General features: G+C 70.6%; 23 protein-coding genes. 1 reads left to right on the forward strand and 22 read right to left on the reverse strand.

Annotation, left to right across the window (positions count from 1 at the left end):
* Positions 1 to 94: 94 nt before the first annotated feature.
* From GWK25_RS36645 to GWK25_RS36675, 8 genes are all read right to left on the reverse strand, one after another.
* On the reverse strand, positions 95 to 1861 hold the full coding sequence (locus GWK25_RS36645) for a beta-N-acetylhexosaminidase (RefSeq protein WP_215455783.1): 1767 nt from the start codon (positions 1859 to 1861) through the stop codon (positions 95 to 97).
* A 4-nt stretch (positions 1862 to 1865) separates the two neighbouring features.
* Positions 1866 to 2708, reverse strand: coding sequence for a carbohydrate ABC transporter permease (locus GWK25_RS36650; protein ID WP_215455784.1), 843 nt, complete (start codon positions 2706 to 2708; stop codon positions 1866 to 1868).
* Entirely contained in the window at positions 2705 to 3691 is a 987-nt protein-coding gene (locus GWK25_RS36655; RefSeq protein ID WP_215455785.1) for a carbohydrate ABC transporter permease, read from the reverse strand. The genes GWK25_RS36650 and GWK25_RS36655 overlap by 4 nt, the downstream gene beginning before the upstream one ends.
* Positions 3669 to 4970 carry an extracellular solute-binding protein gene (locus tag GWK25_RS36660; protein WP_215455786.1) on the reverse strand — a complete coding sequence of 434 codons (1302 nt, stop codon included), beginning with the start codon at positions 4968 to 4970 and terminating at the stop codon, positions 3669 to 3671. Before GWK25_RS36660 ends, GWK25_RS36655 begins: the two co-directional genes overlap by 23 nt.
* A 262-nt stretch (positions 4971 to 5232) precedes the next feature.
* On the reverse strand, positions 5233 to 5514 hold the full coding sequence (locus GWK25_RS36665) for a DUF3039 domain-containing protein (RefSeq protein WP_005486786.1): 282 nt from the start codon (positions 5512 to 5514) through the stop codon (positions 5233 to 5235).
* Positions 5501 to 5884: a transposase gene (locus GWK25_RS44025; RefSeq protein ID WP_308404409.1), complete on the reverse strand. Its 384-nt coding sequence runs from the start codon at positions 5882 to 5884 to the stop codon at positions 5501 to 5503. The genes GWK25_RS36665 and GWK25_RS44025 overlap by 14 nt, the downstream gene beginning before the upstream one ends.
* Complete coding sequence (locus tag GWK25_RS44030; protein ID WP_251829205.1) at positions 5841 to 6110, reverse strand: hypothetical protein; 270 nt, start codon at positions 6108 to 6110, stop codon at positions 5841 to 5843. The genes GWK25_RS44025 and GWK25_RS44030 overlap by 44 nt, the downstream gene beginning before the upstream one ends.
* A gap of 104 nt (positions 6111 to 6214) precedes the next feature.
* On the reverse strand, positions 6215 to 6787 hold the full coding sequence (locus tag GWK25_RS36675; RefSeq protein ID WP_184893447.1) for a YqgE/AlgH family protein: 573 nt from the start codon (positions 6785 to 6787) through the stop codon (positions 6215 to 6217).
* Between the two features lie 367 nt (positions 6788 to 7154).
* Here GWK25_RS36675 and murA point away from each other — a divergent pair, with 367 nt between their 5' ends.
* Positions 7155 to 8501, forward strand: a complete 1347-nt coding sequence (gene murA / locus GWK25_RS36680) for a UDP-N-acetylglucosamine 1-carboxyvinyltransferase (protein WP_215455787.1) — start codon at positions 7155 to 7157, stop codon at positions 8499 to 8501.
* Between the two features lie 189 nt (positions 8502 to 8690).
* Here murA and GWK25_RS36685 read toward each other — a convergent pair whose 3' ends face one another.
* The 14 genes from GWK25_RS36685 to GWK25_RS36750 form a co-directional block, all read right to left on the reverse strand.
* On the reverse strand, positions 8691 to 8972 hold the full coding sequence (locus tag GWK25_RS36685) for an HU family DNA-binding protein (protein ID WP_152169247.1): 282 nt from the start codon (positions 8970 to 8972) through the stop codon (positions 8691 to 8693).
* A gap of 267 nt (positions 8973 to 9239) precedes the next feature.
* Positions 9240 to 10652 (reverse strand): NAD-dependent malic enzyme, encoded by a 1413-nt coding sequence (locus tag GWK25_RS36690; protein WP_215455788.1) that lies wholly within the window; start codon positions 10650 to 10652, stop codon positions 9240 to 9242.
* Positions 10653 to 11015: 363 nt separating this feature from the next.
* The gene (locus GWK25_RS36695) at positions 11016 to 13313 is read right to left on the reverse strand and encodes a UvrD-helicase domain-containing protein (protein WP_215455789.1); all 2298 of its coding nucleotides are present in this window, start codon (positions 13311 to 13313) and stop codon (positions 11016 to 11018) included.
* A 124-nt stretch (positions 13314 to 13437) separates the two neighbouring features.
* Complete coding sequence (locus GWK25_RS36700; protein WP_215455790.1) at positions 13438 to 14229, reverse strand: anti-sigma factor; 792 nt, start codon at positions 14227 to 14229, stop codon at positions 13438 to 13440.
* Positions 14230 to 14258: 29 nt separating this feature from the next.
* Complete coding sequence (locus GWK25_RS36705; protein WP_013003188.1) at positions 14259 to 14834, reverse strand: sigma-70 family RNA polymerase sigma factor; 576 nt, start codon at positions 14832 to 14834, stop codon at positions 14259 to 14261.
* 290 nt (positions 14835 to 15124) lie between these two features.
* Positions 15125 to 15715: an ABATE domain-containing protein gene (locus GWK25_RS36710; protein ID WP_215455791.1), complete on the reverse strand. Its 591-nt coding sequence runs from the start codon at positions 15713 to 15715 to the stop codon at positions 15125 to 15127.
* A gap of 321 nt (positions 15716 to 16036) precedes the next feature.
* On the reverse strand, positions 16037 to 17191 hold the full coding sequence (locus GWK25_RS36715) for a uroporphyrinogen-III synthase (RefSeq protein ID WP_215457850.1): 1155 nt from the start codon (positions 17189 to 17191) through the stop codon (positions 16037 to 16039).
* Positions 17192 to 17442: 251 nt separating this feature from the next.
* A complete protein-coding gene (locus tag GWK25_RS36720) occupies positions 17443 to 18825 on the reverse strand; it encodes a NarK/NasA family nitrate transporter (RefSeq protein ID WP_215455792.1) in 1383 nt (460 codons plus the stop codon).
* Positions 18826 to 19027: 202 nt separating this feature from the next.
* Entirely contained in the window at positions 19028 to 20407 is a 1380-nt protein-coding gene (locus GWK25_RS36725) for a serine hydrolase (protein WP_251829206.1), read from the reverse strand.
* 312 nt (positions 20408 to 20719) lie between these two features.
* A complete protein-coding gene (locus tag GWK25_RS36730; RefSeq protein ID WP_215455794.1) occupies positions 20720 to 21163 on the reverse strand; it encodes a helix-turn-helix transcriptional regulator in 444 nt (147 codons plus the stop codon).
* A 148-nt stretch (positions 21164 to 21311) separates the two neighbouring features.
* A complete protein-coding gene (locus tag GWK25_RS36735; protein WP_215455795.1) occupies positions 21312 to 22115 on the reverse strand; it encodes a hypothetical protein in 804 nt (267 codons plus the stop codon).
* 118 nt (positions 22116 to 22233) lie between these two features.
* Positions 22234 to 23505: an acyltransferase gene (locus tag GWK25_RS36740; protein WP_215455796.1), complete on the reverse strand. Its 1272-nt coding sequence runs from the start codon at positions 23503 to 23505 to the stop codon at positions 22234 to 22236.
* Positions 23502 to 25817 (reverse strand): glycosyltransferase, encoded by a 2316-nt coding sequence (locus tag GWK25_RS36745; RefSeq protein WP_215455797.1) that lies wholly within the window; start codon positions 25815 to 25817, stop codon positions 23502 to 23504. Before GWK25_RS36745 ends, GWK25_RS36740 begins: the two co-directional genes overlap by 4 nt.
* The gene (locus GWK25_RS36750) at positions 25817 to 26806 is read right to left on the reverse strand and encodes a hypothetical protein (protein ID WP_251829207.1); all 990 of its coding nucleotides are present in this window, start codon (positions 26804 to 26806) and stop codon (positions 25817 to 25819) included. The genes GWK25_RS36745 and GWK25_RS36750 overlap by 1 nt, the downstream gene beginning before the upstream one ends.
* Positions 26807 to 26961 lie beyond the last annotated feature (155 nt).

Genomic DNA, 26961 nt, shown 5'->3' on the forward strand with positions numbered 1-26961 from the left:
CTTCCGTCAACTCGAGCACCTCTTGTCCCACTCGTATCCCGAGCGGCCACCGTCGCAGGGCATGCGCTTTCGGTCCTACGTCTTCGCCCCCGCCTCACACGTTCGGGGGCGCCCCCTCGATCGGACGTCCGAGCACCCCGGGTCGCCGCTGCCACGGCCGCGGCCCCGAAGGCGGCCGATAACCGACCCCCAGGGCGTCAAGTCGGGCGTAGTGCGCCGTCATCCGCCGCTCGAAGTCGCCGAAGTCACGCTCGGCGGGGGCCGGCAGCCGACTCCAGACCACCTCGGCGAAGGCCGCGAGGCGCGGGAACGTCTGGTAGTCCACGCGCCCCCGGTCCTCCATCACCTCGGTCCACACGTTGGCCTGGGCGCCCAGCACGTGCCGGGCCTCGTCGGCCGTCAACTCCGGTGGGACCGGCTCGAACCGGAAGACGTCCTCCAGGGTGCGGACCCAGCCGATGGGCACCGGCTCCTCGGGGCCGCCGTCCTGACGGTGGTCCAGGTACACCTGCTGCTCGGGGCACATGACCACGTCGTGGCCCATGCGGGCCGCCGCGATTCCGCCCGCGTACCCCCGCCAGGACGACACGGCGGCACCCGGTGCGAGGCTGAATTGTGCCGCCTCACCTCCGGGCGCTCTGCCCCCCTGTCGGCCCTCCTCGTCGAGCGGTCGCTTCGCTCCCTCCTCCTCGTCGCTTCCGACAGGGGCGCGCCCTTCGGTTCGGCTCCCGCCCTGAAGGATCTCGTCCCATCCGATCAGGCGACGCCCGCGCGCGGTCAGCCAGTTGTCGAAGTGCCGGACGAACCAGGACTGCAGTGCGTCCTCGTCCGCGAGCCCCAGCTCCCGCATCCGGGCCCGCGCGGCAGCGGATTCCCGCCACTGGTCCTTGGGGCACTCGTCGCCGCCGATGTGCACGAAGGCCGAGAACGGGGCGACGTCGGCCGGGAACAGCTCCAGGAGCTCCTCGAACACCCCCTCGTAGAAGCGCAGGGTGTGATCGGTGGGGGCGAGGACGTTCTTGTTGACGCCCCAGGTGTCCCACACGCCGAGGGAGGCCGTGTCGACGACATCGGTGTTGCCGAGTTCCGGGTACGCGGCGATGGCGGCCTGGCTGTGCCCCGGGACGTCGATCTCGGGGACCACGGTGATGTGCCGCCGCGCCGCGTACGCGACGATCTCCCGGAGGTCGTCCTGGGTGTAGTAGCCCCCGTGCGGTTTGTCCTCCCACAGCGGTGACGCCCGGTGGCCGAATTTCGTACGCGCCCGCCAGGCGCCCACCTCGGTCAGCCGGGGGTACCTCTCGATCTCGACCCGCCAGCCCTGGTCGTCCGTCAGGTGCAGATGGAGGACGTTGAGTTTGTGCGCGGCCATCAGGTCCAGGTAGCGCAGGACCCCGTCCTTGGGCAGGAAGTGCCGGGCCACGTCGAGCATGAGACCGCGCCAGCGGAAGCGGGGCGCGTCCTCGACGGTGACGTACGGCACGGTCCAGACCCGGTCGCGGGCGGCCGGAGCCCTGCGGTACGCCTCGGGGCCGAGGAGCTGACGCAGCGTCTGGGCGCCCCAGAAGACACCGGCCGCGCCACCGCCCTCGACGAGGACTCCGGAGGCGTCGCTGACGAGGCGGTACTCCTCGGGGCCGAGTCGGGGGTCGAGCCGGAGTTCGATGCCGTCCCCGTCCGTGTCGTCGAGCTCCCGCCCCTCACGCAGCGGCAGGCCGGTGGCCTCCCGCAGGACGGTGAGCAGCCAGTGGCCGACGCCCTCGGTCCCCTCGTCGGCGTGGAGGCGGGAGCGCTCCGTGAGCCGTACGCCGCCGGAAGCGGAGCAGCGGGTGCGGGGCGCCGGGATCAGGTCCGCGTGCATCGCGTCAGTCCTTCACCGCGCCGCCCAGGCCGGAGACCAGGCGCCGCTGTACGAGTACGAAGAAGATCAGCACCGGCACGGTCATCACCGTGGAGGCGGCCATCACACCGCCCCAGTCCGGCTCTTCCGGCTTGTAGAAGACCAGCAGGGCCATCGGCAGGGTCGACTGGGAGGTGTCGCTGATGATGAACGACTTGGCGAACAGGAAGTCGTTCCAGGTCGAGATGAAGGAGAAGACGCTGGTGGCGACCAGGCCGGGGAGCACGAGCGGGAAAAGGATCTGCCAGAGGAATCGGGAACGGCTCGCCCCGTCGAGATACGCGGCCTCCTCCAGCGCTTCCGGTACGGCCTTCACGAAACCCCTCAGCATCCAGATCGCGAACGGCAGGGAGAAGGCGATGTGGGGCAGGATCAGCGCGCCCAGGGTGTTGAGTTGACCGAAGTCCCGCATCTGGAAGAAGAGGGGGATGGTCAGCGCCTCCACCGGAACCATCTGGGCCACCAGGAACATGATCAGCAAGGTGGTCCGGAATCGGAAGCGGAATCGGCTGACCGCCGTCGCGGCGAGAAACGCGATGAGCGCGGAGGCGACGACCACCGCGCAGGCGACGATCAGGCTGTTGGCGAAGTACCGGCCGAATTCCTGCTGCCCGAAGACACGGCGGAAGGAATCCAGGGTCGGCGCGAGGGTCCACGGCCGGGGCTCGGACGACTCGATCTCGCCCGCGGGCTTGAAGGCGCTCAACGCCATCCAGTACAGCGGGAACGCCACCACGACCGCGATGACCAGGGCCGACGCCTCCGCGGCGAGCCGCCAGGGCCGCCGTGTGAAACCCGGTGAATTCACAGCTCCTCCCCTTGCCTGCGCAGCAGTCGCAAATACACCAGGGTGATCGCCAGCAGAATCACCAGCATCACCACGCCGATCGCCGAACCGAGGCTGTACTGGGAGGACGCGAAGGCCTTCTGGTAGGCGTACACGTTCAGTACGAGGTTCTGGCCCGCGATTCCGCCGCCGCCCGTCATCACATAGATCTGCGTGAAGACCTTGAAGTCCCAGATGATCGACTGAATGGTGACGACGACGAGAATCGGGCGGAGCATCGGCGCGAGCACCGACCGCCAGATCCGCCACTGCGAGGCCCCGTCCAGGGCAGCTGCCTCCAGCACCTCCGACGGTACGGAGCGGATGCCCGCGTAGACGGTCACCATCACGAACGGGAAGGAGCACCAGACCACTTCGAGCAGGACGAGGAGGAAGGCGCTGTACCGCCCGTACGTCCAGGAATGGTCTCCGAGGCCCAGAACGCGGTTGACCGGCCCGAAGTCCGGGTCGAACAGCAGCAGCCACACCGTGGACCCGGTGACGGCCGGGGTCGCCCACGCGCCGAGCGCCGCCAGCATCAGCGCGAGCCGCGGCACGGCCCGTACTCGTGTCAGCAGCACGGCGAGCGCGCACCCGACGGCGAGCGTGGACACCACGCACGCCGCCGCGAACACGACCGTGGCCAGCAGCACCTGCCAGAACTGCCCGTCCCCGAACAACTCGGCGTAGTTCCCGAACCCCTGGAACGTGGCCGGTTCCCCACCGCTGACCTGCGCCTGCGTGTACTCGAAGAACGAAATCAGCCCGAGCTGGTAGACGGGATAAACCAGCAGCCCACCGAGAACGACCAGCGCCGGGCCGAGATAGAGCCAGGGGGTGACTGCGGCGCCCCCATAGGGGCGCGAGGAACTGCGCGACAAGCCACGACGAACCCGAGCCCGCCCACGCTCCTCACCCGCCACCCCACTGGGCGCCCCCCGCTCAACCGGCGGAGCCGAACGCATCGTTCATCTGCTTCGCCGCGTCCTGCGACGCCTCCGCCACGTCCTTCTTGCCGCTGACGACCTCCTGGAACATCGTCGGCAGCACCAGAGACGCGTCGATCTGCGCCCACGCCGGGGAGGCGGGCACGAACTTCGTGCCGGAGGCCAGCGTCTTCACGAACGGCTCGATGAAGGGCTCCTCCTTCGCCGCCTCCGCCCGCACGTCCGTGTACGTGGGCAGGAAGCCCATGGCGTCGAAGAGTTCGCCCTGGGTCTTCTTGGACGCCAGTCGCTTCATCAGGTCGACGGCGAGGGTGCGGTGCGTGGTGCTCTTCAGGACGCCGACGTTGTTGCCGCCCGCGAACGCCGGGGCCACCGAGCCGGACTTCACCCCCGGCAGCGGTACGACCGCGTACTTGCCCTTGACCTTGCCGGCTTCCACGGCCGCGTGGCTGAAGTCACCGCCGATCGCCATGCCCGCCTTGCCGGCGGCGAACGCGGTGACCGTGTCGTTGCCGCCCATGCTCGCGCACTTGGCGGCGGGGCAGTTGTCGTCGCCGAAGAGCGAGGTGTAGGCCTTGATGCCCTTCTGGGCGGCCGCGCTGTCGATGGTCGAGGTGTACGAGCCGCCCTTGCCCTCGGCTATCTCGCCGCCGTTGGCCCAGACGAAGGGCATGGCGCCGTAGGTGTAGGCGCCGCCGACGACGAGCCCGTACAGGTCGGGCTCGGCGGCGCGGATCTGCTTGGCGGTGGCGGCCAGCTCGTCCAAGGTCTTCGGGGGTTCGAGGCCGAGCTCGTCGAAGACATCGGTGCGGTAGTAGAGCGCGCGCACACCCACGAAGAAGGGCGCCCCGTAGACCTTGCCCTCGACCGTCACGGACGTCTTGGCGGTCGGGTCGGAGTCCTTGGCCTCGGACCAGCCGTTGAACTCCGCGGTGACGTCGGCGAGTCCGCCGTCCTTCACGTAGCCGGCGGTGTCCGTGTTGCCGTACTCGATGACGTCGGGGGCGCTCTTGGGGTCGTTGAAGGCGGCCTTGATGCGCTGGGCGCGGGTCTCGACGGGGATGTACTCGACCTTGACCTTCGCGCCGTCGTGCGCCTTCTCGAAGGCGGCGACCACCTTGTCGACGACCTTCTGCTTCGGCTCGTTGCTCACCTCCTGGAAGAGCCACACCCGCAGGGTGCCGGTCTTCTCGTCCTCCCCGGTGGAGGAGTTGTCGGAGGTCTGGGGGGCACAGGCGGTCAGCCCGGCGAGGGCCAGCGCCGCTACGGGCGCGGCGAGTCGGGCGGCGAGCTTCATCGAGCGAATCCTCCGGAGGGGGGAGCGGAGCGTTGCATTCTCTGCAACGGGCGTTCTGCTCTACACAACACACCGGAGGTTATGGACTACATGAACATGACCACAAGAGGTCTCGACCACCTTGTGATCCAAAGAAGCGCGCGACAAAGCTCGGGAGCACCGGTTCGTGGGCGGTGCGGGTGAGTGGGGGCTGCGCGAGCAACCACACACTCACCCGAACCCGCCCACGAACGGAATGCTCCCGAGCCGGAGCGCGCCCGCTCTACTTCTTGCCGTCGCCCTGGTCGTCGCCGCCCGCGCCGAGGGACTCGAAGATCTCCTTGCACATGGGGCACACGGGGTACTTCTTCGGGTCGCGGCCCGGGACCCACACCTTGCCGCACAACGCCACGACGGGCGTGCCGTCGAGGGCGCTCGCCATGATCTTGTCCTTCTGGACATAGTGGGCGAAGCGCTCGTGGTCACCATCGCCGTGCGACGTCTGCGGCGTCGGCTCGACGAGGGTCCCCGTACCAGTACCGCGCTCGGGCTCAAGAGTGCTCATGACGCCAAGGGTAATCAACCGCCGGGAACTGTGGGTCCCGGGCTTGCACAACGGGCGCCACTGGCCGTGACGCTTCGTTTGCGTCCAGTTCCACCCCGCTGCGCGGCGGTGGAGCAGGGACCGTCGACTGGGCCCCGCGTCGCCACAACTCCCACGCACGAGCGCGGATGTTGCGGGAGCTGTTCCGGTCCGCGTGATCAACGAATCCGCAGGACCGGCACGCGAACCGTGCTTGGGACACCCGGTTCGCCTGGTGAATGTGGCCGCATTCGGCGCAGGTGCGCGAAGTGCAGGCCGGATCGACGTACACCACGGGCACCCCGGCCCTACGGGCCTCCCCGCAGATTCGTCCGCAACGTCGCATACGCATCGCAGGTCTTCTTGATCACATGCTGGGCAGCCTGCGCCCCCAGGTTCCACCGGTCCTTGACCTGCCCATAGGTGTGCCTGCGCAGCGCGAAGTTCGTGAACACACCACGTTCGAAGGCCACCTCAGCCACCCAGCCGGCGGCCTCGTTGCAGGCGCGCAGGGTCTTCTCCAGCGCCGACGCCTGTACAGGCGTCGGCAGCAGCCTGACCTCCACCACCAGCTTCATGCCTGAGACGCCATGTCGCGCCCGACAGCATTCGACCCGAACTTGATCTCGAACACTCGAAAGAGTGATCCATGGAGATGTGCACCCTCCACACCTGCCCGACGTCAGTTGAGCGAAGGGTCGTCCGGATACGTGGCCACCATCGCGAGTTCGTTGCGCTGGCGGCGCAGGACCTCGCGCCAGAGCCGTTCCGGGCAGGGCGAGGAGACGTCGCCGGGTTCCGACTCGACGACGTACCAGGCGCCCTCCGCCAGTTCGTCCTCCAACTGGCCGGGGCCCCAGCCCGCGTACCCGGCGAAGATGCGCAGCGAGCCGAGCGCGGAGGCCAGCAGCTCCGGCGGGGCCTCCAGATCGACCAGGCCGATCGCCCCGTGCACGCGCCGCCAGCCGAGTGGCGCCCGGTCCACGGAGCCCCCGCCGGGGATCACCGCGACCCCCAGGGCCGAGTCCAGTTGCACGGGGCCGCCCTGGAAGACCACCCCGGGTTCGCCGGCGAGGTCCGCCCAGCCCTCCAGGATGTCGCCGACGTCCACCGGGGTGGGCCTGTTGAGGACCACGCCGAGCGAGCCCTTCTCGTCGTGGTCGAGAAGGAGCACGACTGCGCGGTCGAAGTTCGGGTCCGCCAGGGCGGGCGTGGCCACGAGCAGCCGCCCTGTGAGCGAGGACACCTCGGTCATGCCAGACATGATCCCGCATCCCGCCCGGGTACGGGGAGCCAATCCCCCCAGCAGTGTGCGCGCGGCCATGAATCCAGGCCAGCGGCCCGCAGGGGTCTCCGACAGGCCGGTGGCGGGAGACGGACGGGCACAGGGAAGCGGCCGGGGCGCACGGCCGGTCCGGTGACCCCCCGTGGCCGGTGGTGAACGGTTCGTGTTGTGGCCAATCCATGACGTGGCTGAGAGGCACTTGGGCTTACGGAAGGGGGGTGTGCGGCGATTACGCTAGCTCTCCGGCTCGCGCCGCGCCGGCCCCCGCACAACGGGTCCGTCGGCCGTCCGCCTACGCCGCACACGCCTCTGCCCAACTCCACGGAACGCGAGATCCATGACCGTCAACGGCTCTGACGACGTACTGCTTGTACACGGCGGCACCCCGCTCAGTGGCGAGATCCGTGTCCGCGGTGCGAAGAACCTCGTACCCAAGGCCATGGTCGCCGCGCTGCTCGGCAGCGGTCCGAGCCGGCTGCGCAACGTGCCCGACATCCGCGACGTACGCGTCGTGCGCGGGCTGCTGCAGCTGCATGGCGTAACGGTCCGCCCGGGCGACGAGCCGGGCGAGCTGGTGATGGACCCGACGAACGTGGAGAGCGCGAACGTCGCCGACATCGACGCCCACGCGGGCTCCTCCCGCATCCCGATCCTCTTCTGCGGCCCCCTGCTGCACCGCCTCGGCCACGCCTTCATCCCCGGTCTCGGCGGCTGCGACATCGGCGGCCGGCCGATCGACTTCCACTTCGAGGTGCTGCGGCAGTTCGGCGCGAAGATCGAGAAGCGGGAGGACGGCCAGTACCTGGAGGCGCCGCGGCGGCTGCGGGGCACGAAGATCCAGCTGCCGTACCCGTCCGTGGGCGCCACGGAGCAGGTGCTGCTGACCGCCGTCCTCGCGGAGGGCGTGACGGAACTCTCGAACGCGGCGATCGAGCCGGAGATCGAGGACCTGATCTGCGTCCTGCAGAAGATGGGCGCCATCATCGCGATGGACACCGACCGCACGATCCGCATCACCGGTGTGGACTCGCTCGGCGGCTACAACCACAAGGCGCTCCCGGACCGCCTGGAGGCCGCCTCCTGGGCGTCCGCCGCGCTGGCGACCGAGGGCGACATCTACGTCCGGGGCGCCCAGCAGCGCTCGATGATGACGTTCCTGAACACCTACCGGAAGGTGGGCGGCGCCTTCGAGATCGACGACGAGGGCATCCGCTTCTGGCACCCGGGCGGCCAGCTGAAGTCGATCGCGCTGGAGACGGACGTCCACCCGGGCTTCCAGACCGACTGGCAGCAGCCCCTGGTCGTCGCGCTGACGCAGGCCACCGGCCTCTCGATCGTCCACGAGACGGTCTACGAGTCCCGGCTGGGCTTCACCTCCGCGCTGAACCAGATGGGTGCGCACATCCAGCTCTACCGCGAGTGCCTCGGCGGCTCCGACTGCCGCTTCGGCCAGCGCAACTTCCTGCACTCGGCGGTCGTCTCCGGCCCCACCCGTCTGCAGGGCGCCGACCTGGTCATCCCCGACCTGCGCGGCGGCTTCTCGTACCTCATCGCCGCCCTCGCGGCCCAGGGCACCTCCCGGGTCCACGGCATCGACCTGATCAACCGCGGCTACGAGAACTTCATGGAGAAGCTCATGGAGCTCGGCGCGAAGGTGGAACTGCCGGGCAAGGCACTGGGCTAGGACCGCGCCTGGGAGAAGCAGGGGCGCAGCCCCGCTTCTCCCAGGGGCCCGGGGGACCGCGCGGCGGGCCCCGACGGACCCGCAGCCGACATCCCTACGACGATGGGGGCGGCACCCGGAAGACCAGGTGCCGCCCCCATCAGGCGTCCTACGTGCGCCCCATCGTCCCGTGAGAGACAGATGGCAAGGTTACTTGCCCTTGGCCGCTTCCTTGAGCTTGCTGCCCGCGGAGACCTTCACGCTGTAGCCGGCGGGGATCTGGATCGGGTCGCCGGTCTGCGGGTTGCGAGCGGTGCGAGCGGCACGGTGGGTGCGCTCGAAGGTCAGGAAGCCGGGGATGGTGACCTTCTCGTCGCCCTTGGAGACGATGTCGCCGACAGTCTCAGCGAACGCGGCCAGCACGGCGTCGGCGTCCTTGCGGGTCACCTCGGCGCGGTCGGCCAGCGCGGCCACCAGCTCACTGCGGTTCATGTTGTTACTCCCGTGTTCTTCTTGCCGTTGAGGCGGACCCGGGTCCGTCGTCAGACCCTCGCGCCCAGAAACGCATCCTGCACTCACCTGCGGCGGGAAAGCCAATCCAGCACCCCTGGGAGTCACACGAACACCCCTGGGAGTCATATGAACACCCTTGGGAGTCGTGGCAGGCCTGAGCTTGGCCGCCACACTAAAGGGCGGCGCAAGCCCTCCGGCCCCGCGACGCGCCGATGGGGCGGGCCGTGGCCACCGTCACAGCGGGCCTCAGGCCGACGCCGCCGCCTTCGCGGCCTCGCGCACCGCGCCGGCGACCGCGCCCGCGACCTTGTCGTTGAAGACGCTCGGGATGATGTAGTTCGGGTTCAGCTCGTCCTCGGTGACGACGTTCGCGAGCGCGGTGGCCGCGGCGAGCATCATCTCCGTGTTGACGGTCCGGGACTGGGCGTCGAGGAGACCGCGGAAGACACCCGGGAAGACCAGCACGTTGTTGATCTGGTTCGGGAAGTCGGAGCGGCCGGTGGCCACGACGGCCGCCGTCTGCCGGGCGACCGCGGGGTCGACCTCGGGGTCGGGGTTCGCGAGCGCGAACACAATGGCGTTGTCGGCCATGGCGGCCACGTCGTCGCCGTCGAGGACGTTCGGGGCCGAGACGCCGATGAACACGTCGGCGCCGCGCACGGCCTCCTTGAGGGTGCCCGTGAGGCCCTCGGGGTTGGTGTTGTCGGCGATCCAGCGCAGCGGCGAGTCGCCGGCGGCGTCGACGAGGTCGGCGCGGTCGCAGTGCACGACACCGTGGATGTCGGCCACGACGGCGTTCTTCACACCGGCGGCGATCAGCAGCTTGAGGATGGCCGTACCGGCCGCGCCGGCGCCCGACATGACCACGCGGATGTCCCCGATCGCCTTGCCCGCCACACGAAGTGCGTTGGTGAGGGCGGCGAGGACGACGATCGCGGTGCCGTGCTGGTCGTCGTGGAAGACGGGGATGTCGAGGGCCTCGCGCAGGCGGGCCTCGATCTCGAAGCAGCGGGGCGCGGAGATGTCCTCCAGGTTGATGCCCGCGAAGCCGGGGGCGATCGCCTTGACGATCTCGACGATCGCGTCGGTGTCCTGGGTGTCCAGGCAGATCGGCCAGGCGTCGATGCCGGCGAACCGCTTGAAGAGGGCCGCCTTGCCCTCCATGACGGGCAGTGCGGCCTTGGGGCCGATGTTGCCGAGGCCCAGCACGGCGGAGCCGTCCGTCACGACCGCAACGGAGTTGCGCTTGATGGTGAGGCGGCGGGCGTCCTCGGGGTTCTCGGCGATCGCCATGCAGACGCGGGCCACGCCCGGCGTGTAGATCATCGAGAGGTCGTCACGGTTGCGGATGGGGTGCTTGGACGCCATCTCGATCTTGCCGCCGAGGTGCATGAGGAACGTACGGTCGGACACCTTGCCGAGCGTCACGCCCTCGATGTGGCGCAGCTGCTCGACGATCTCGTCGGCGTGCGCCGTGGAGGTGGCGGCGATGGTGACGTCGATGCGGAGCTTCTCGTGGCCGGACGCGGTCACGTCGAGGCCGGTCACCGAGCCTCCGTGGGACTCGACGGCTCCGGTGAGCTGGGACACCGCGGTTCCGCTCGCGGGCACCTCCAGCCGGACCGTCATCGAGTAGGAGACGCTGGGCGCCGTTGCCATGGCCGACTTCCTCTGCTTTCGCGTACTTCTGCTACTGCGTTTGCTGCGTTTTGCCGTCCGATCGTCGCACCTACCGTCGAGTAGGCGTTAGCCGTCCGGGGTTGAGAACGTTTTGTTCTCAACGAGAAGAGGTCCACGTCACATTCGACGTGGACCTCTTCGTACGGTCAGTGGCACCGACCCGCCATGCTCGCCTCGCGGCAAGTGGTCGCTCGTAGCGACGAAGGTTGGGCCCGGGGGCTTGGATCGAGCCGGTGCCACCACCCAGGCTAACAGGCGCGTTGGCGTTCTGGGAGTTGACGGTGCGTCGGCGGGTGCGGGTGGTGTGTGGTTGATCGCGCCCGCAGGCGACCGACCGCCCCCTCAGTCCCGCAGCAGGTCGGGGACCCCGTCGGCGTCCGGATCGTCCCGTTCCGCCGAGACGACCGTCAGCTGCTGTGTCGCCCGGGTGAGTGCGACGTACAACACACGCAGCCCCGCGGGGGACTCGTCCGCGATCTCCGCCGGGGAGACGACCACCGTGGCGTCGTACTCCAGGCCCTTGGCCTCCAGGCTGCCGAGGGCCACCACGCGGTCGCCGAGGCCGGCCAGCCAGCGGGCGGCCTCGTCCCGGCGGTTCATGGCGACCACGACGCCCACGGTGCCGTCCACGAGGTCCAGCAGACGGGCGGCCTCCGCGCGGACCGTGCGGGCCAGGGTGTCGCGGGCGGCCGTGACGAAGCGGGGCCGCACTCCGGTGGAGCGGACCGCCGACGGGGACTCGGACCCCGGCATGGCCAGGGCCAGCACCTTCGCCGCCAGCTCGGCGATCTCGGCCGGGTTGCGGTAGTTGACGGTGAGGGTGAAGCGGCGGCGCGGGCGGGTGCCCAGGGCCTCGTCGCGGGCCTCGGCCGCCTCGTCCGGGTCGGACCAGGACGACTGGGCAGGGTCGCCGACGACCGTCCAGGTGGCGTGGCGGCCGCGGCGGCCCACCATCCGCCACTGCATCGGCGTCAGGTCCTGCGCCTCGTCGACGATGACGTGCGCGTACTCGGTCCGCTCCTGCGCCAGCCGCTCGGCCCGCTCCCGCTGGGTCTCCTCGCGTACGGGCATCAGCTCCTCCAGGCCCGTGAGCTGGTCCAGCGGGTCGAGTTCGCGCTTCTTGCGGGGGCGGGCTGGGAGGCCGAGGATCGCCTGGAGTTCGTCGAGCACCGCGACGTCGTGGACGGACAGCCCGTCCCGTTTCAGGGAGCGGGCGACACGGCGGATCTCCCCCGGATTGAGGATGCGGCGGGCCCAGCGGCCGAGGCGGCGCTCGTCGGCCATGGCGGTGAGCACCGCGCGCGGGGTCAGTTCGGGCCACCAGGCGTCGAGGAAGGCGATGAACTCGTCCTCGCTGGTGATGTCCTCGTCGAAGGAGGAGCGCAGTTCGGCGGCCAGCTCGGGGTCGCTGTGGCGGCCCGCCGCGCCCGACCGGTCCCACAGGGCGTCCAGCAGCAGCTTGCGCGCGCGGGGGCGCAGCAGGTTGACCGGGGCCGTGCCGCTGAGCGCGGTGCGGCGGACGCGGTCCAGGTCGGGGGCCTCCAGCTCCAGGCGGCGGCCGAAGGCGACGACCCGCAGGCGGGTGGGCGCGTCGCTCGACTCCAGGGCGCCCCGGGCGGCCTTCCGCAGCACCTTGAGCATGCGGTACGAGCCCTTGGCGCGGGCCACGGCCGGGGAGTCGTACAGCGTGGCCTCGGCGCCGTCGACGAGTGAGCCGATGGCGCGGATGGCGACCTGGCCCTCCTCGCCGAGGGAGGGCAGGACACCCTCGGTGTAGGCGACGAGCAGCGGGGTCGGGGAGACGATGAGGATGCCGCCCGCGTACCGGCGCCGGTCCTGGTAGAGGAGGTAGGCGGCGCGGTGCAGGGCGACGGCCGTCTTGCCGGTGCCGGGGCCGCCCTCGACGTAGGTCACGGAGGCGGCGGGGGCACGGATCACCAGGTCCTGTTCGGCCTGGATGGAGGCGACGATGTCACGCATGGTGTGGCTGCGGGCCTGGCCGAGGGCGGCCATGAGGGCTCCGTCGCCGATGACGGGCAGTTCGCCGCCGTCGAGGCGGGCCGTCAGCTCGGGGCGCATCAGGTCGTCCTCGACGCCGAGCACCTTGCGGCCCTTGGAGCGGATGACGCGGCGGCGGACGACGCGGCCGGGGTCGACCGGCGTCGAACGGTAGAAGGGGGCGGCCGCCGGGGCCCGCCAGTCGATGACCAGCGGCGCGTACTCGGAGTCCAGGACGCCGATCCGGCCGATGTGCAGGGTCTCGGCGATGTCGGCGGTGTTGTCGGGGCGCACCGCGCCCTCGGCGGGTTCGACTGCGGTGTACGCCCCGTCCGGGCCCTTCTTGCCGTCCTTGCCCTGCAGCAGGTCGATCCGGCCGAAGAGGAAGTCCTCGAACTCGTTGTTCAGACGGTTCAGGTGGACGCCCGCCCGGAAGACCTGGGCGTCCCGCTCGGCGAGTGCGCCGGGGGTGCCGACCTGACCGCGCTTGGCCGCGTCGTTCATCAGGAACTCGGCCTCGTGGATCTTCTCCTCGAGGCGCCGGTAGACCCGGTCCAGATGTGCCTGTTCGACGCCGATCTCCTTCTCACGCACCGAGTCGTGAGCGGAGTCGAGCGTTTCCTGCTGAACCTGAGCGGCCACCCGGGCCCCCTTCTGACGTGCTGGGCAGCCGTCCACCGTACGCGAAAAGGACCCCGACAGGCTATGTGCCCGACCGAGGTCCGTCCGCTGTTCGCCGCGAGCGTGTCCGTTTCGCCTGGACGCGTTACGCCTTGACCGAGACGAGCTTCTTGCCGCTGAAGGTCAGGATCTCGAAATGGTCGATCTCGTCGGGGGTGAAGGCCGCGCCGCCGTGGACGTAGAGCGGGTTCTTCGCCTGCTCGGTCGTGGCGTTCTTGATGCCGTAGCCCCACTTCGGGACGGACCAGGAGGTGACCGTCTCACGCTCGCCGTTCTTGCCGACGGCGATGAGCGAGCACTTCTCCGGACCCTTGACGTTCTTCAGCTCCAGCACCGCGTGCGTGCCCCAGGCCTTGGTCTCCATGCCGACCGTGGCGGTGACCTGGGTGGACGCGTCGGTGGACGAGACCTTGTCCGATGCCTTCATACCCATGAAAGCGTCCTTGGCCGGGCTGGCGACCACGGTCCGGTTCTGCGGTTCGTCGTCCCCGCCGCCCGTCGTCGCGAACACCGCTGTCGGGCCGCCGACGATCAGGGCCACGCCTGCCGCCAGCATGAAGAAGTTCCGTCGGCTCTTCTTCGCCCGGTGCTGGACCACCTCGCCGACGAGCCGGTCCGCGAGACCGGTGGTCGGTTTCACGGACAGGGACTCGCCGATCGCGGGCGTTCCCTGGGCCGCGGGCAGGTCCGCGAGCGCGGCAAGCATCGGTTCCATGCCGGCCAGCTCGTCGAGCTGCTGTCCGCACCACTCGCACGTGGCGAGATGCATCTCGAACTGTGTGGCCTCGGCGTCGTCCAGTATCCCGAGGGCGTACGCGCCGACGGTCTCGTGGATGTTGTCGCCGGAACCTTGGGCTCCTTGCACAGATCCGGGCATTCCCGGTCCATACCCCCCGTAGATGTTGCTCATGCCGTCACCCCGCGCTCCTCTAGAGCCAGCTTCATCGACCGCAGGGCGTAGAACACCCGGGAGCGGACGGTGCCACTGGGGATGCCAAGCGTCTCGGCCGCCTCATTGACCGTACGCCCTTTGAAATAGGTCTCGACCAGGACCTCCCTGTGGGCAGGGGTCAGGTCGTCCAGCGCGTCCGACAGTGTCATCAGCCACAACGCCTTGTCGATCTCGTCCTCCGCGGGGATGACCTCCAGCGGCGACGGGTCGACCTCCTGCGGCCGGGCCTGCCGGCTGCGGTGGCCGTCGATGACGATGCGGCGTGCGACCGTCACCAGCCAGGGGCGTACCGATCCGGTCGCTCGATTGAGCTGACCGGCGTTCTTCCAGGCCCTGATGAGAGTTTCCTGCACAACGTCCTCGGCACGCTGGCGGTCGCCCGCGACCAGACGCAGCACGTACGCGAGCAAGGGTCCAGCGTGCTCGCGGTACAGCGCGCGCATCAGCTCCTCGTCTGGCTCTGAGGGCTGTGATGCGCGATGTCGTGCCCTGTGCGGGCGTTCATCGGCCACAGCGGAATCCTTGCGCACGGCTACCTCCGGTGTCCGGGGGTTCCCCCAGTCGGTCGCTCACATCGGGATACGTAGGTAACCAGTTGTGTGTTCAGAGTTGAGCCACAACTTTCTCGATTAAACGCGGGAAGGATGAGGCAGGTGAGGGACAAGTACGGCCATATCCGCGCTTAAACCGGCACGCGGGGGCGGGAATTGTGAAGACATCCGCATTGCGATGTGAAAAACAGCACTGCTGCTTCTTTACGGCCACCCGGGGTTTGCCCAACCACCGTGCCGGGTAGGGCGGGTGGGCATTTCGGTCCCAACTACGCGCGGGCGCGGGCCAGGTCGGCTCGGCGGCGGTGTCGGGCCACGCGTTCGCGGTTGCCGCAGATCTCGCTGGAGCACCAGCGGCGGCGCCGACCGCGGGAGGTGTCGACGTACACCACGGGGCAGTTGTCGCCGGCGCACTGGCGCAGGCTCGCGCAGGCGACCGGGTCCGTGAGCAGCTCCACGGTGTCGCGGGCCAGCACCGCGAGCAGTGCGGCGCACTCGGGGACGCGGTCCAGCGCGCGGGTGAGGGTGCCGTCGGGGGCGCGGACGGCGCGGAGGGCCGGAGTCGCCGCGCGGGCCAGGTCGTTGACCCTGGCCAGGGAGATGTCGACGGCGCGGGGGTCCGGGGCGCGGTCGGGGATGGGGCGCACCAACTGGTCGATGTGGCCGCGGAGTTCCCTGAAGCCGACCAGCCAGTGGGGGGTGATGTGGTCGAGGGGGGTGGCCTCGGGGACCAGGTGGGCGGCGCTGATCCAGGTGCGCAGGCCGGTGGGGGTGTCGAGTTGTTCCTCGGGGTGGGTGGTGGTGAGGAAGTCCAGGCAGAGGTGGCCGCAGTCGAAGCGAGGGGGTTGGGGGTGTGCCATGTACCTGTCACCGCCCTGGGGTTGTCGGCCGGCAGGGGTGCGTTTGAGGGGTACGTACCCCTTACAGTGCCTGGGCGCACGTGGTGGGGGAAGCCTCCGGTCCTTGGCCGGTTCCTTCGCCCCCGCCGCCCCTACCCGTCCCATCCCCAGGGGCTGCGCCCCTTCGACCCCCGGACGTCCGCCCGGTGGGGGCTGGTCGCGCAGTTCCCCGCGCCCCTGAAAAGCGGGGCTGCGCCCCACGCTTTTCAGGCCCGCAGGGCCTGGAACTGCGCGACCAGCCCCCCGTACCCGCAGTCGAAGTCCCTGCCGCGCCGTTCCCGCCTACGCGTCGTACTTCGCGTCCGCCGCCGGGTCCAGAGCCAGGCGGTAGCCGCGTTTGACCACTGTCTGGATCAGTTTGGGCGTGCCGAGGGCCGTGCGGAGGCGGGCCATCGCCGTCTCCACGGCGTGTTCGTCGCGGCCGGCGCCGGGCAGGGCGCGCAGCAGGTCGGAGCGGGGGACGACCCAGCCCGGCCTGCGGCCGAGCGCGCGGAGCAGGGACATGCCGGCCGGGGGGACGGGGCGCAGGGCGCCGTCGACGAGAACCGCGTGGCCGCGGATCTCGACCCGGTGGCCGGCGATGGGCAGCGTACGGGCGCGGCCGGGCAGTTCCTGGCAGAGGAGTTGGACCAGGGGCCCGAGGCGGAAGCGTTCGGGCTGGACCGTGTCCACGCCGTGGGCCTGGAGGGGGAGCGCCGTCACCGGGCCCACGCAGGCGGGCAGGACGTCGTGGTTCAGGGCGTTGAGCAACTCCGGGAGCATGCCCCGCTCTTCGGCTCGGGAGAGCAGGGACGCCGCCGCGGGGGCGCTGGTGAACGTGAGGGCGTCGAGGCCACGGGCGACCGTGGAGTCGAGGAGGCGGTCGACCGGGGTGATGTCCTCGGGGGGCATCCAGCGGTAGACGGGGACGCCGACGACTTCCGCGCCCCCGGCGCGCAGGGACTCCACGAAACCGGGGAGCGGTTCGCCGTGCAGCTGGACGGCGATCCGGCGGCCGTCGACGCCGTGCTCCAGCAGCCGGTCGAGCACCTCGGCCATGGACTCGGAGGAGGGGGACCACTCCTCCGTGAGGCCGGCGGCGCGGATCGCGCCCTTGACCTTCGGTCCGCGGGCCAGGACCTCGACACCGCGCAGGCGGTCGAGCAGGGCCTCGCCCAGGCCCCAGCCGTCCGCGGCCTCGATCCAGCCGCGGAAGCCGATGGCCGTCGTCGCCACCACGATGTCGGGGGCCTGGTCGAGCAGGTCCTTCGTCGCGGCGAGCAGTTCGCTGTCGTCCGCGAGCGGCACGATGCGCAGGGCGGGGGCGTGCAGGACCGCGGCTCCGCGGCGCTGGAGCAGCGCCCCGAGTTCGTCGGCCCTGCGGGCGGCGGTGACGCCCACGGTGAACCCCGCGAGCGGCCCGTGTTCGGTCCGCGACTCCCGGTCCGTGCGGTCCATCCGATCCATCAGAACCGTCCTGTCTGGTCGATCGGCTCGATCTGATCGCTCGGGTCGCTCGGGTCGCTGCTGTTCGTCGTACATGGCTCTCGTCCCGCAGTCGAGTCGTTGCACTCAGTCGAAGTTCCGTGCGTGCGGGTGCACCGGTTGGTGGACCCACATGCCGAACGAGCCTGTCAACGGCGCGTGACAGGCTCGGTTCGGCTTGATGTCGCTGGTGTTACGCCGCACGTGTCACGGCATGGGCGATGTCACACCTCGGCGTAGCTGAGCTGCGGCTTCGATTCCGTCGTGGCGGTGGCCGCAACCGTGTTCGAGGCCGTTCGGCGAAGGTATACGGCCCAGGTCACCGCGAAGCAGAGCCCGTAAAAGGCGAGGAAGGCGACGAAGGCGCCGGTGCCGGAGCCCACGGAGAGGAAGGACTGCCGGAAGGCCAGGTTGATGCCGAGGCCGCCGAGGGCACCCACCGCGCCGATGATGCCCATGGAGGCGCCGGAGAGACGGCGTCCGTAGGCCGCGGCCTCCTCGCCCTGAAGTCCCTTGGCGAGGGCCTTGGCCTGGAAGATGCCCGGGATCATCTTGAAGGTGGAGCCGTTGCCGACGCCGGTGAGGACGAAGAGCGCGATGAACGCCGTGGTGAAGAGCGGCAGCGACTTCTGCATGGAGGCGATGACGATGACCCCGGTGGCGGCGGCCATGCCGACGTAGTTCCACAGGGTGATCTTGGCGCCGCCGTACTTGTCGGCGAGTGCGCCGCCCACCGGCCGGATCAGCGAGCCGAGCAGCGGGCCGATGAAGGTGACGTAGGCGGACTCCAGGGGCGTACGGCCGAACTGGGTCTGCAGGACGAGGCCGAAGGCGAAGCTGTAGCCGATGAAGGAGCCGAAGGTGCCGATGTAGAGGAAGGACATGATCCAGGTGTGGGCCTCCCTCACGGAGTCCTTCGCGGCACCGGTGTCGTTCTTCACGGACGCGATGTTGTCCATGTAGACGGCGGCGAGGACCGCGGCGATGACGATGAAGGGGATGTAGATCCCGAGCAGGACGCGGGGGCCGCCGGCGGCGCCGATGACGGCCAGACCGATGAGCTGCACGACCGGGACACCGATGTTGCCGCCACCCGCGTTGAGGCCGAGCGCCCAGCCCTTCTTCCGCAGCGGGAAGAAGGCGTTGATGTTCGTCATGGAGGAGGCGAAGTTGCCGCCGCCGATGCCGGCGAGCATCGCGCAGATCAGGAACGTGTTGAACGAGGTCCCCGGCTCCATCACGATGAAGGCCGCGATGGTCGGGATCAGCAGCAGGCTCGCGGAGACCACCGTCCAGTTGCGTCCGCCGAAGATCGCCACCGCGAAGGTGTACGGGATGCGGACGATGGCGCCGACCAGCGTGGCCATGGAGACGAGGAAGAACTTGTCGGCCGGGGTGAGCCCGTACTCGGGGCCCATGAAGAGCACCATCACCGACCAGACGGTCCAGATGGAGAAGCCGATGTGCTCCGAGAGCACCGAGAAGAAGAGGTTGCGGCGGGCGACCTTCTCGCCGGTCTCGTTCCAGAACGCCTCGTTCTCGGGGTCCCAGTGCTGAATCCAGCGGCCTCCCCTGCTCGATGCGGGGGCAGTGCTCGGGGCTGTCATGACGCCTCCACGTTCTCCGGGCTCCGGTGTCGCGATGCGGTGATGAGGGGTGATGAGTCCCGAAGGTAGGGAGAGCGCGTTTCCTGGCTGTGGCACCGGGTGACCGGAAAGGAACTTTGCTCTCACGAGCGGGCGGACCGGGCGGTGAGGAATCGGTGAGCGGGGCGTCATACCGGGTCGACACCTGGCGGATACCCGGTGGTCACACCACCTTCGGCGCCGCCCTCATGCCAATGTAGGCGCACCGCGTGCCGTCGCTCAGCGTGGCGAAGACCACAGGCATCCAGTCCTCCGCGAACGAGGCGCCGCCGCCCGCTCCGGCGAACACCGTCTCCGACAAGGGCACGAGTTCCATCTCCAGGTCCGGCGAGTAGCCGACCATGCCGTCCACGAAGGCGTACGTGAGGTGCGGTGTGCCGTTCCTCTCGCTGATCGTGATGACGACTCCCTCCCTCTTGTACGTACCGGTCCAGGGCGTGAGGTCGACGGTGGGCGGCTCGGCGGGCGGGGCGAACGGGGCGGGCAGGGTGATTCCGGCCAGCTCCGCCAGCAGCTCGCGCAGCAGGTCGGCGTAGAGGAGGCGGGAGGAACCGCCGTTGGTGAGCAGCGCGACGGCGACACCCCGGGTGGGCACCACGCGGAGGAAGGCGTACTGGCCGGTCGCGGCGCCGTCGTGTCCGTAGCCCGGGACGCCGTCCCAGTCGTAGAGCGTCCAGCCGAGGCCCCAGCCGTCGGCGCTGACCGTCCACTTGTCGGGGACGTCGGTCTCGCGGGTCTGCATGGCCGTCACCGTCTCGGGGCGCAGGACGCCGGCGCCGCCGTCGAGGTGGGCCTTGGCGTACCGGACGACGTCTCCGGCGGTGGCGAGCACCCGGGCACCCGGGCCGGCCGCGCGCGGCATCATGTCCCAGACCGGGGCCGGGACCTGCGTCCCGTCCTCGCCCGCGAGGTGGCCCATCGCCGCGCGGAACGGCAGCGCCTCCTCCGGCAGCGTCATGGAGTGCGTCAGGCCGAGCGGCGCGAAGATGCGCTCCTTGAGGGCCTGGTCCCAGGTCAGCCCGGTCAGGACCTCGACCATCCGGCCGAGGACGACGTACCCGATACCGCTGTACGACACCGCCGTGGCCGGCGGGCAGTCCATCGCCACGCCCTTCGCGGCCTCGACGTACTTGGCGATCGCGTCGTCGCCGCGCCCGGTGTCGATGTGGAAGTCGCAGGTCAGGCCGCTGGTGTGGGAGAGCAGCATGCGGGGCGTGATGACGTCCGTGGCGGCCGGGTCCACGGTCGCGAACTCCGGCAGCACCTTCACCACCGGGACGTCCAGGTCGAGTTCGCCGGACTCCACCAGCTGCATGACCAGGGCGGCGGTGTAGACCTTCGCGATCGAGCCGAGCTGGAAGACGGAGTCGGTGGTGGCCTCCACTCCGGTGGCACGGCTCAGCACCCCGCTCGCGAGTTCGTGGACCTCACCGTCCACGACGAACGCGAGGCTCGCGCCGGGCACGTCGTGGGTGGCGCGAAGGGTGTCGAGGCGGCGCTGCCAGTGGGCGAGGTCGAGGGCGGGGGCGGTGGTCTGGAACATGGCGAAACCTCCGGGAAGCGTGGGTGGGGGCCGCCGCCGCGTCCTGCGCGGCGACATGGAACACTGTACGCAGTGCGAACAGTGTGCGCAAGAGAGGACGGTGTACCCCCGTGGGCACGCAGAAGGCCGCGCACGGCGACGGCCGGGCGCGGCCTCGGGGGTTGGGGGAGGGCTCAGAAGCGTGGAGGCTTCGGGGCGGAGATCTCGGAGCGCGGACCGATCAGCGGGCTCAGCGATCAGCTGTCAGCGGTCAGCGGCCAGCGGCCAGCGGCCAGCGATCACAGCGGTTTTCGACGCCTGGGGCGGCGGCGGTCAGTCACCGGCCCGGCGTTGCGCGTCCGGCTCCAGGCCGTGTCTGAGTTGCTCGGTGATCCGGACGAACGCCGCCCGGAGGTGCTCCGGGATGCCCAGCGCGGTCGCCGCCTGCTCGGCGGAGAGGGGGTGACCGCCGGGTGCCGTGCCGGGCACGGGTGGCGTCGAGGGCTTCGGCAGGTCCTGTTCGGTCAGCTTGCCCGAGCGGATCAGGACATCACGCACCGGGACACCCAGAGCCCGGGACAGCCCGCGCATCGTCTCCAGATCGGGCATGCTCCGCCGCTGCAGCAGCCGCGTGATGGCGGCCCGGTGCACCCCCGCGTCCTCGGCCAGCCTGGTCTTCCCACCGCCCCGCGGGCTGTCGATGTCGTACCCGCGCGCCCGCATCACGTCCTCCATCCAGGCCGCGAACGCGTCGATGCGTCCGGCATCGCTCTTCATGGTCGACGCTCCTCCTCCGCCCGGAAAGGACCTGAGCCGGCCTCCGGTCGATGTAGTCGTCACCGCGCCGCCGCTCGGTTGCCCCGGGACACGGCGGTGGGGGTGGGCCGCCGACCGCGGCCCACCCCCACCGGCGTACCCGGGCGCGTCAGCTCGACGACTCGCCCACGTAGCTGAGTCTGTCCGTGCCGCCCTTCTCCCAGGTGATGATCACGTCGTCGCCGGAGCGGCGGACCGTGGCGAAGGTGACGTCCTCGTCGCCGACGTCCTTGGAGGCCATCGGGGTCAGGGCCATGCGGAAGTTGTTGTCGTCGCGGTAGGCGCCGACGCCGGTCAGGATGCCCTTGCCGCCGACCATGTCTATGTAGGAGAGCGGGTGCTGGCCCTTGCCGTCACCGCTGGTCTGCTCGGCGCCGATGGTGAGGGTCCGGGCGTCGTCGTCCTGCCACTGGCCCTCGACACCCTTGGCGGGCGCGGTGGTCGAACCGCCGTCGTCCAGACCGCCGTCGGGCGTTCCGAGGCCCTCGTCGGTGGCGTCGTCGGTGGCCTCCTCCGTCGGGCTCGCGGAGTCGGTCGCCGAGGCCGAGACGCTCTGCCGGGGCTTGGCCGTGGTGTCGTCGTCCCCGTCGCCGGTGAGGAGGAAGATGCCCCCGCCGATCACCGCGAGCGCCGCCACGGCGGCCACGACGATCATCGCGACTTTGCCACCGCTACCGCCGGAGGGCGGGGGCGGAGGCGGATATCCCCCGTACTGCGGGCCGTAGTTGGGCGCTCCCGGCGCCCCGTACGGCGGCTGCCCGCCGGCCCCGTACGGCTGCTGCGGAGCCGTCGCGTACGGGTTCGGCGGCTGACCGGGCACCTGGCCCGGGGGCGGGTACGCCCCCGGGTACGGCTGCTGCGGCGGCGGGGCTCCGTAGCCGTCGTACGGCGGCTGGCCGGGAGGCTGGGTCATCGGCGGGCGTCACTCCTTGAGTCGCTTCGGCGAGGCGAGCAGTGCGCGGAACACCTGCCTCAAGCGAGCCCAACATCCAACACCCGGTCAGTCGTACGCAAGTGCGTATCCCGGTTGGTTACCGGGTCAGTACACGGCGGCTCGGCCACCATCGTGGCCTGCGCCGGGCCGCCAGATCCTCCGCCCAGCCGAAGGCGACGACGCAGACGGCGATCAGCAGCCAGGTCACGACCAGCACGGGCCAGACGCTCTCCAGCAGCCAGGGCACGTGTCGTTCGAGGAAGACCACGCTCCACAGCCGGTCCCACTGGGTCGCGGCGATCAGGACACAGGTGTTGTGCCAGAGATAGATCGTCACCGCACGGGCGTTGAGCAGGGTGATCAGCCCGTCCCAGCGGCGCAGCCGGTCCGGCCACTCCTGCCACGACGGGCTGATGTGCAGCAGCAGCGCCACCGTGCCGACGGACCAGAGCGCCTGGGCGAACGGCATGCTGTCCAGGTCGTTGCCGGTGCCGAAGTCGTGGTTCAGGGCGTACCAGAGGCCGGTCAGGGCGACCACCGGGGCCACGGAGGGGACGAGGTAGCGCGGCAGGCGCGCGAGGATGCCCTCCTGGTGGGCCATGCCGAGGATCCAGCAGGCGCCGAAGGTGCTGAAGTCCGTCAGCCCCGACGCGAACCGCTCGCCCGGTAGCTGGAGCAGGCCCAGCTCGAACACTCCGGCCAGCGCGATCGGCGCGAGGACCGTCACCGCCGGCACCGCCCGCAGCGCGCGGAGCAGCAGCGGGGAGAGGACCACGTACCAGACGTAGGCGCGGACGTACCAGAGCGGCCCGGCGAGCTCCGCGGCCCAGTCGGCGCCGATGAGGCCGTGCACCGCGGGCAGACCCTCGGCGTACGGCGGATCGCTGATCGGGAGGATCCAGAACGTGAGGTGGAACCACCACCAGGCGGGGTGTCCGTCCGCGTCCGGCCCCCATCCCTGGACCACCATCGCGGTCACGCCGACGACGCCGAGCAGCCACACGGGCGGCAGCAGTCGGCGCAGGCGGCCGCGGACGACGCCCAGGGCCGGGCGCTTCAGCGAGCGCGCCATGAGGTGGCCGGCGAGGGCGAACATCACGCCCATGGAGGGGAAGAGGAGCGGCAGCCAGGCCCAGCCGGTGAGGTGGTAGAGCACCACCCGGAAGAGGGCGAGGGCCCTGAGAAGGTCGAAGTACCGGTTCCGGCCGGGAGCGCGGGCGGGCGGGTCCTGCGGTCCGGCGCCGGCCTGCGGGGGCACGCCCGGCGCGGTGGAACCGGACCGCGCGGGGTCGGTCTGCGCGGGGTCGGACTGCGCGGCGTCCGGCGGCGTGGAGTCCGGTGGTGTGGAGCCGTGTGCGAGGGTGCTCATCCCACGGGCCTCCGCTCGGCCGACTTCTGCTGGGGCACGGCCCCTTCCGGGGAGCCGCCGGGCAGCCCCACGGCCCCCGTCCGCCGCAGCTTCTGCCAGCGCAGCCGGCCGCCGGTCAGCGCCGTGATCCACGACTGGAGCAGGACGACGTACATCAGCTGGCGGTAGAGGAGTTGCTGCAGCGGGAGGGAGATCAGATGGGTCATGCGCTCCTTGTCGAGGTGGAACGCGAGGGCCGCGCAGACCACTTGGACGGCCAGGACGCCCAGCCAGGCGCCGATGGTCTTCTCCGTGGGCCCGAAGATCAGCCCGTAGAGCAGGAAGACGTCGATGAGCGGGGCCAGCAGGGGCGCGACGACCATGAAGAGGGACACCAGCGGCAGGCCCACGCGCCCGAAGCGGCCGGAGGGGCCCCGGTCGAAGAGTGAGCCCCGGTGCTTCCAGATCGCCTGCATGGTGCCGTACGACCAGCGGTAACGCTGGGACCACAGCTGCTGGACGGATTCCGGGGCCTCGGTCCAGGCGCGCGCGTTCTCGGCGTAGACGACGTGCCAGCCGTCGCGGTGCATGGCCATGGTGATGTCGGTGTCCTCGGCGAGGGTGTCCTCGCTCATCCCGCCGACGCGTTCGAGGGCCGTGCGGCGGAACGCCCCGACCGCTCCGGGGATGGTCGGCATGCAGCGCAGGATGTCGTACATCCGGCGGTCGAGGTTGAAGCCCATCACGTACTCGATGTGCTGCCAGGCCCCGATGAGGGTGTCCCGGTTGCCGACCTTGGCGTTGCCCGCGACCGCGCCGACACGGGGGTCGGCGAAGGGCTGGACCAGCTCACGGACGGTGGACGGTTCGAAGACCGTGTCGCCGTCCATCATGACGATGATCTCGTGCCGGGCGTTGGCGATGCCCCGGTTGAGGGCGGCCGGCTTGCCCGCGTTGAGCTGCCGTACGACACGGACGCCCGGCAGGTCCTTGCCGAGCTCCTCGACGATGCCGGCCGTGCCGTCGCTGGAGCCGTCGTCGATGACGAGCACCTCGATGGGGTGGTCGCTCGCCACCAGGGAACGGACCGTCTTCTCGATGCACTTGGCCTCGTTGTACGCGGGGACGAGCACCGAGACGGGTTCCGTGACCGGCCCGTCCGGGCCCCAGCGGAAGTTCCGGCGGCGGACCCGGCGGGCGTGCACGAGGGACAGGACCAGCATCAGGCCGAAGCGGGCGAGGACGAGGACGCCGACGACCGCGAGGGCGACGACGAGGACGCTGGTGGTGCTCTCCGAGACCTGCACCAGGGTGACCCAGACCTTGCCCTTCACCAGGCCGAGGCCGGTGACCGGGGTGTGCGCGCTGGGTGCCTTCAGAGCTCCGGTCAGGGTGTCGAACTTGTAGCCCTTGACCTGGAGTTGGGGGATGTAGCGGTCCAGCGCGGCGACGGTCTGCGAGCGGTCGCCGCCGGAGTCGTGCATCAGCACGACCGCGCCCTCGCCGCGCTCGGGCGTGGACCGGCGGATGATCTCGGCGACGCCCGGCCGCTGCCAGTCCTGGCTGTCGGTGTCGCTGACGACGGTGATGTAACCGCGGCTGCCGATGTACTGCGTCACCGGCCAGGTCCGGTTGTCCATGCGCTCCGAGAACGACGAGTACGGCGGCCGGAACAGCGAGGTGCGGATGCCCGCGGCGCCCGCGAGCGCCAGCTGGTTCTGGGAGAGCTCCCAGTCGATGCGGTCCTTGCTCTGGAGCGAGAGGTCCGGGTGGTTGAAGGTGTGCAGACCGATCTCGTGGCCCTCGTCGACCATCCGCTGGACCAGGTCCGGGTAGCGGGAGGCCATGGTGCCGGTGATGAAGAAGACGGCCTTGGCGTCGTGCTTCCTCAGCATGTCGAGGACCTTGGGGGTCCACCGGGGGTCCGGCCCGTCGTCGAACGTCAGGACCAGCTCGTAGTCGGGGACCTTTAGGCTGCGCCGGTTCTCCGAGCGGGTGTCGATCACGGGCCCGCCCTTCAGTATGTCCTTCGGTACCTGGTCGTTGGAGACGGGCGGGCGGACCCGGTGGTCCGCGAGGATCTCGCTGTGCACGTATCCGCGCAGCATGAGCATGGCCATCAGGGCGAGGAGCAGCACACAGGGCAGCAGGTAGCGCAGCGGCAGGCGGCGCCCGGAACGCTTCTTCGGGCTCTTGCGCGACCGCTTGGCCTTCGCGGAGCCGTTCCCCGGGCTGTCGGCGGCGCTGCCCGCACTTGTGTTCGAGGAGCGCGACGGGTGGGAGGGGCGCTTGGCGGCACGCGAAGGCGTGCCGCCGCGCTGGGAGCGGGTCATCAGGCGGGTGTCTCCGGGTTCTGCGGGTCCTGCGGGCCCGTCGGCTCCTGCGGGCTCTGCGAGCTGTCCGAGGTCGCCGGGGCCGGCTCGACGGGCGCCGGGGAGGCGGGACCGCCGGCGACGGTGTCCGTGCCGCCACCGTCCGGAGCGGGTCCGGGGTCGGTGGTGTCCGAGGGCGCGGGCGAGGGCGAGTCCGAGGGGGTCGGGTCGACCTTCGGCGGCTCGGACGCGGAGGCGGACGGCTCGGGGTCCTTGGCGCTGGTGCTCGGCTTCGGCTGCGGCACCACTCCGGCGCTGGGCGCGGCCGAGGGTTCGGCACCGGAGGACTCCTCCGGTTGCCTGGCCCGGCCCGACGCACCGGTGGGCGACTTGCCGCCGGGCGAGACCGTGGCGCCCGCGCGACCGCCGCCCGGACCGGCGTCCGGGACGAAACCGTCCGCCGTGTCGGACCGGTCGTCCGACTCGGCCGGCTCCGGAGGTGTGTCCACCCTGCCCGCCGGCTTGTCGTCCTTCTGCATCGGCACCGGCAGCCAGGGCGCGTCGGAGTTGCCCGACACCAGGGTGCCGACGATGACCACGGCGTACGCCGCGCAGGCGGTGCCGACGGCGATGCCGAGCCGCCGGTAGAGGTTGCGGCGCCGTCCCGACTCGTCGACGAAGACCGGCCCGTCGGAGTCCTGACCGGCGCCGGCCGGGTCCCCGTTCTTGCCGGCGTGCCTGCCGGTCCCTTCCTCCACCTCACGCCCGACGCCGTCGAGCTGCACGGTCACCTCGTGCGGGTCGTGGTTGCGCCCGGGCTGGTCGGGCTGTTCCCAGGGCCTCGCCTCCACCTGGGAGACTGCTCCCGTTCTGCCGGCGGCGTCGGGCCAGACCACCCCGTCCGACGCACCGCTGCCGCTGCCACCACCACTGCCACCACGGCCCGGACCCGGGCCCTCGCCCTCGGTCCGCTTCGGCTGAATGCCCTTGGGCCAGTTGTCGACGTGCACGCACTTCCCCCCACGGGATCGTTCCGAGCGCGTGGTCGATGCCGGACGGTCGCACTTTCCTGTACCGGACCGGGCCCCCACCCGATCCGGGGCGCCCCACCCATCACACGCACCCGGGCCAACGAATGTATGGGCGGGAAAGATGTGTATGTGTG

The organism is Streptomyces sp. ATCC 21386, assembly GCF_018728545.1.
Lineage (GTDB): Bacteria > Actinomycetota > Actinomycetes > Streptomycetales > Streptomycetaceae > Streptomyces.

Bases quoted from the DNA above. Each gene is read 5' to 3' on its own strand.
- GWK25_RS36715 (WP_215457850.1), bottom strand. From the start codon at position 17,191: ATGGACCGCACGGACCGGGAGTCGCGGACCGAACACGGGCCGCTCGCG.
- GWK25_RS36660 (WP_215455786.1), bottom strand. From the start codon at position 4,970: ATGAAGCTCGCCGCCCGACTCGCCGCGCCCGTAGCGGCGCTGGCCCTC.
- GWK25_RS36735 (WP_215455795.1), bottom strand. From the start codon at position 22,115: ATGACCCAGCCTCCCGGCCAGCCGCCGTACGACGGCTACGGAGCCCCG.
- GWK25_RS36740 (WP_215455796.1), bottom strand. From the start codon at position 23,505: ATGAGCACCCTCGCACACGGCTCCACACCACCGGACTCCACGCCGCCG.
- GWK25_RS36725 (WP_251829206.1), bottom strand. From the start codon at position 20,407: ATGTTCCAGACCACCGCCCCCGCCCTCGACCTCGCCCACTGGCAGCGC.
- GWK25_RS36685 (WP_152169247.1), bottom strand. From the start codon at position 8,972: ATGAACCGCAGTGAGCTGGTGGCCGCGCTGGCCGACCGCGCCGAGGTG.
- GWK25_RS36655 (WP_215455785.1), bottom strand. From the start codon at position 3,691: ATGCGTTCGGCTCCGCCGGTTGAGCGGGGGGCGCCCAGTGGGGTGGCG.
- GWK25_RS36665 (WP_005486786.1), bottom strand. From the start codon at position 5,514: ATGAGCACTCTTGAGCCCGAGCGCGGTACTGGTACGGGGACCCTCGTC.
- GWK25_RS36645 (WP_215455783.1), bottom strand. From the start codon at position 1,861: ATGCACGCGGACCTGATCCCGGCGCCCCGCACCCGCTGCTCCGCTTCC.
- murA (WP_215455787.1), top strand. From the start codon at position 7,155: ATGACCGTCAACGGCTCTGACGACGTACTGCTTGTACACGGCGGCACC.
- GWK25_RS44030 (WP_251829205.1), bottom strand. From the start codon at position 6,110: ATGAAGCTGGTGGTGGAGGTCAGGCTGCTGCCGACGCCTGTACAGGCG.
- GWK25_RS36675 (WP_184893447.1), bottom strand. From the start codon at position 6,787: ATGACCGAGGTGTCCTCGCTCACAGGGCGGCTGCTCGTGGCCACGCCC.
- GWK25_RS36690 (WP_215455788.1), bottom strand. From the start codon at position 10,652: ATGGCAACGGCGCCCAGCGTCTCCTACTCGATGACGGTCCGGCTGGAG.
- GWK25_RS36745 (WP_215455797.1), bottom strand. From the start codon at position 25,817: ATGACCCGCTCCCAGCGCGGCGGCACGCCTTCGCGTGCCGCCAAGCGC.
- GWK25_RS36700 (WP_215455790.1), bottom strand. From the start codon at position 14,229: ATGCCCGGATCTGTGCAAGGAGCCCAAGGTTCCGGCGACAACATCCAC.
- GWK25_RS36710 (WP_215455791.1), bottom strand. From the start codon at position 15,715: ATGGCACACCCCCAACCCCCTCGCTTCGACTGCGGCCACCTCTGCCTG.
- GWK25_RS36720 (WP_215455792.1), bottom strand. From the start codon at position 18,825: ATGACAGCCCCGAGCACTGCCCCCGCATCGAGCAGGGGAGGCCGCTGG.
- GWK25_RS36730 (WP_215455794.1), bottom strand. From the start codon at position 21,163: ATGAAGAGCGATGCCGGACGCATCGACGCGTTCGCGGCCTGGATGGAG.
- GWK25_RS44025 (WP_308404409.1), bottom strand. From the start codon at position 5,884: ATGCGTATGCGACGTTGCGGACGAATCTGCGGGGAGGCCCGTAGGGCC.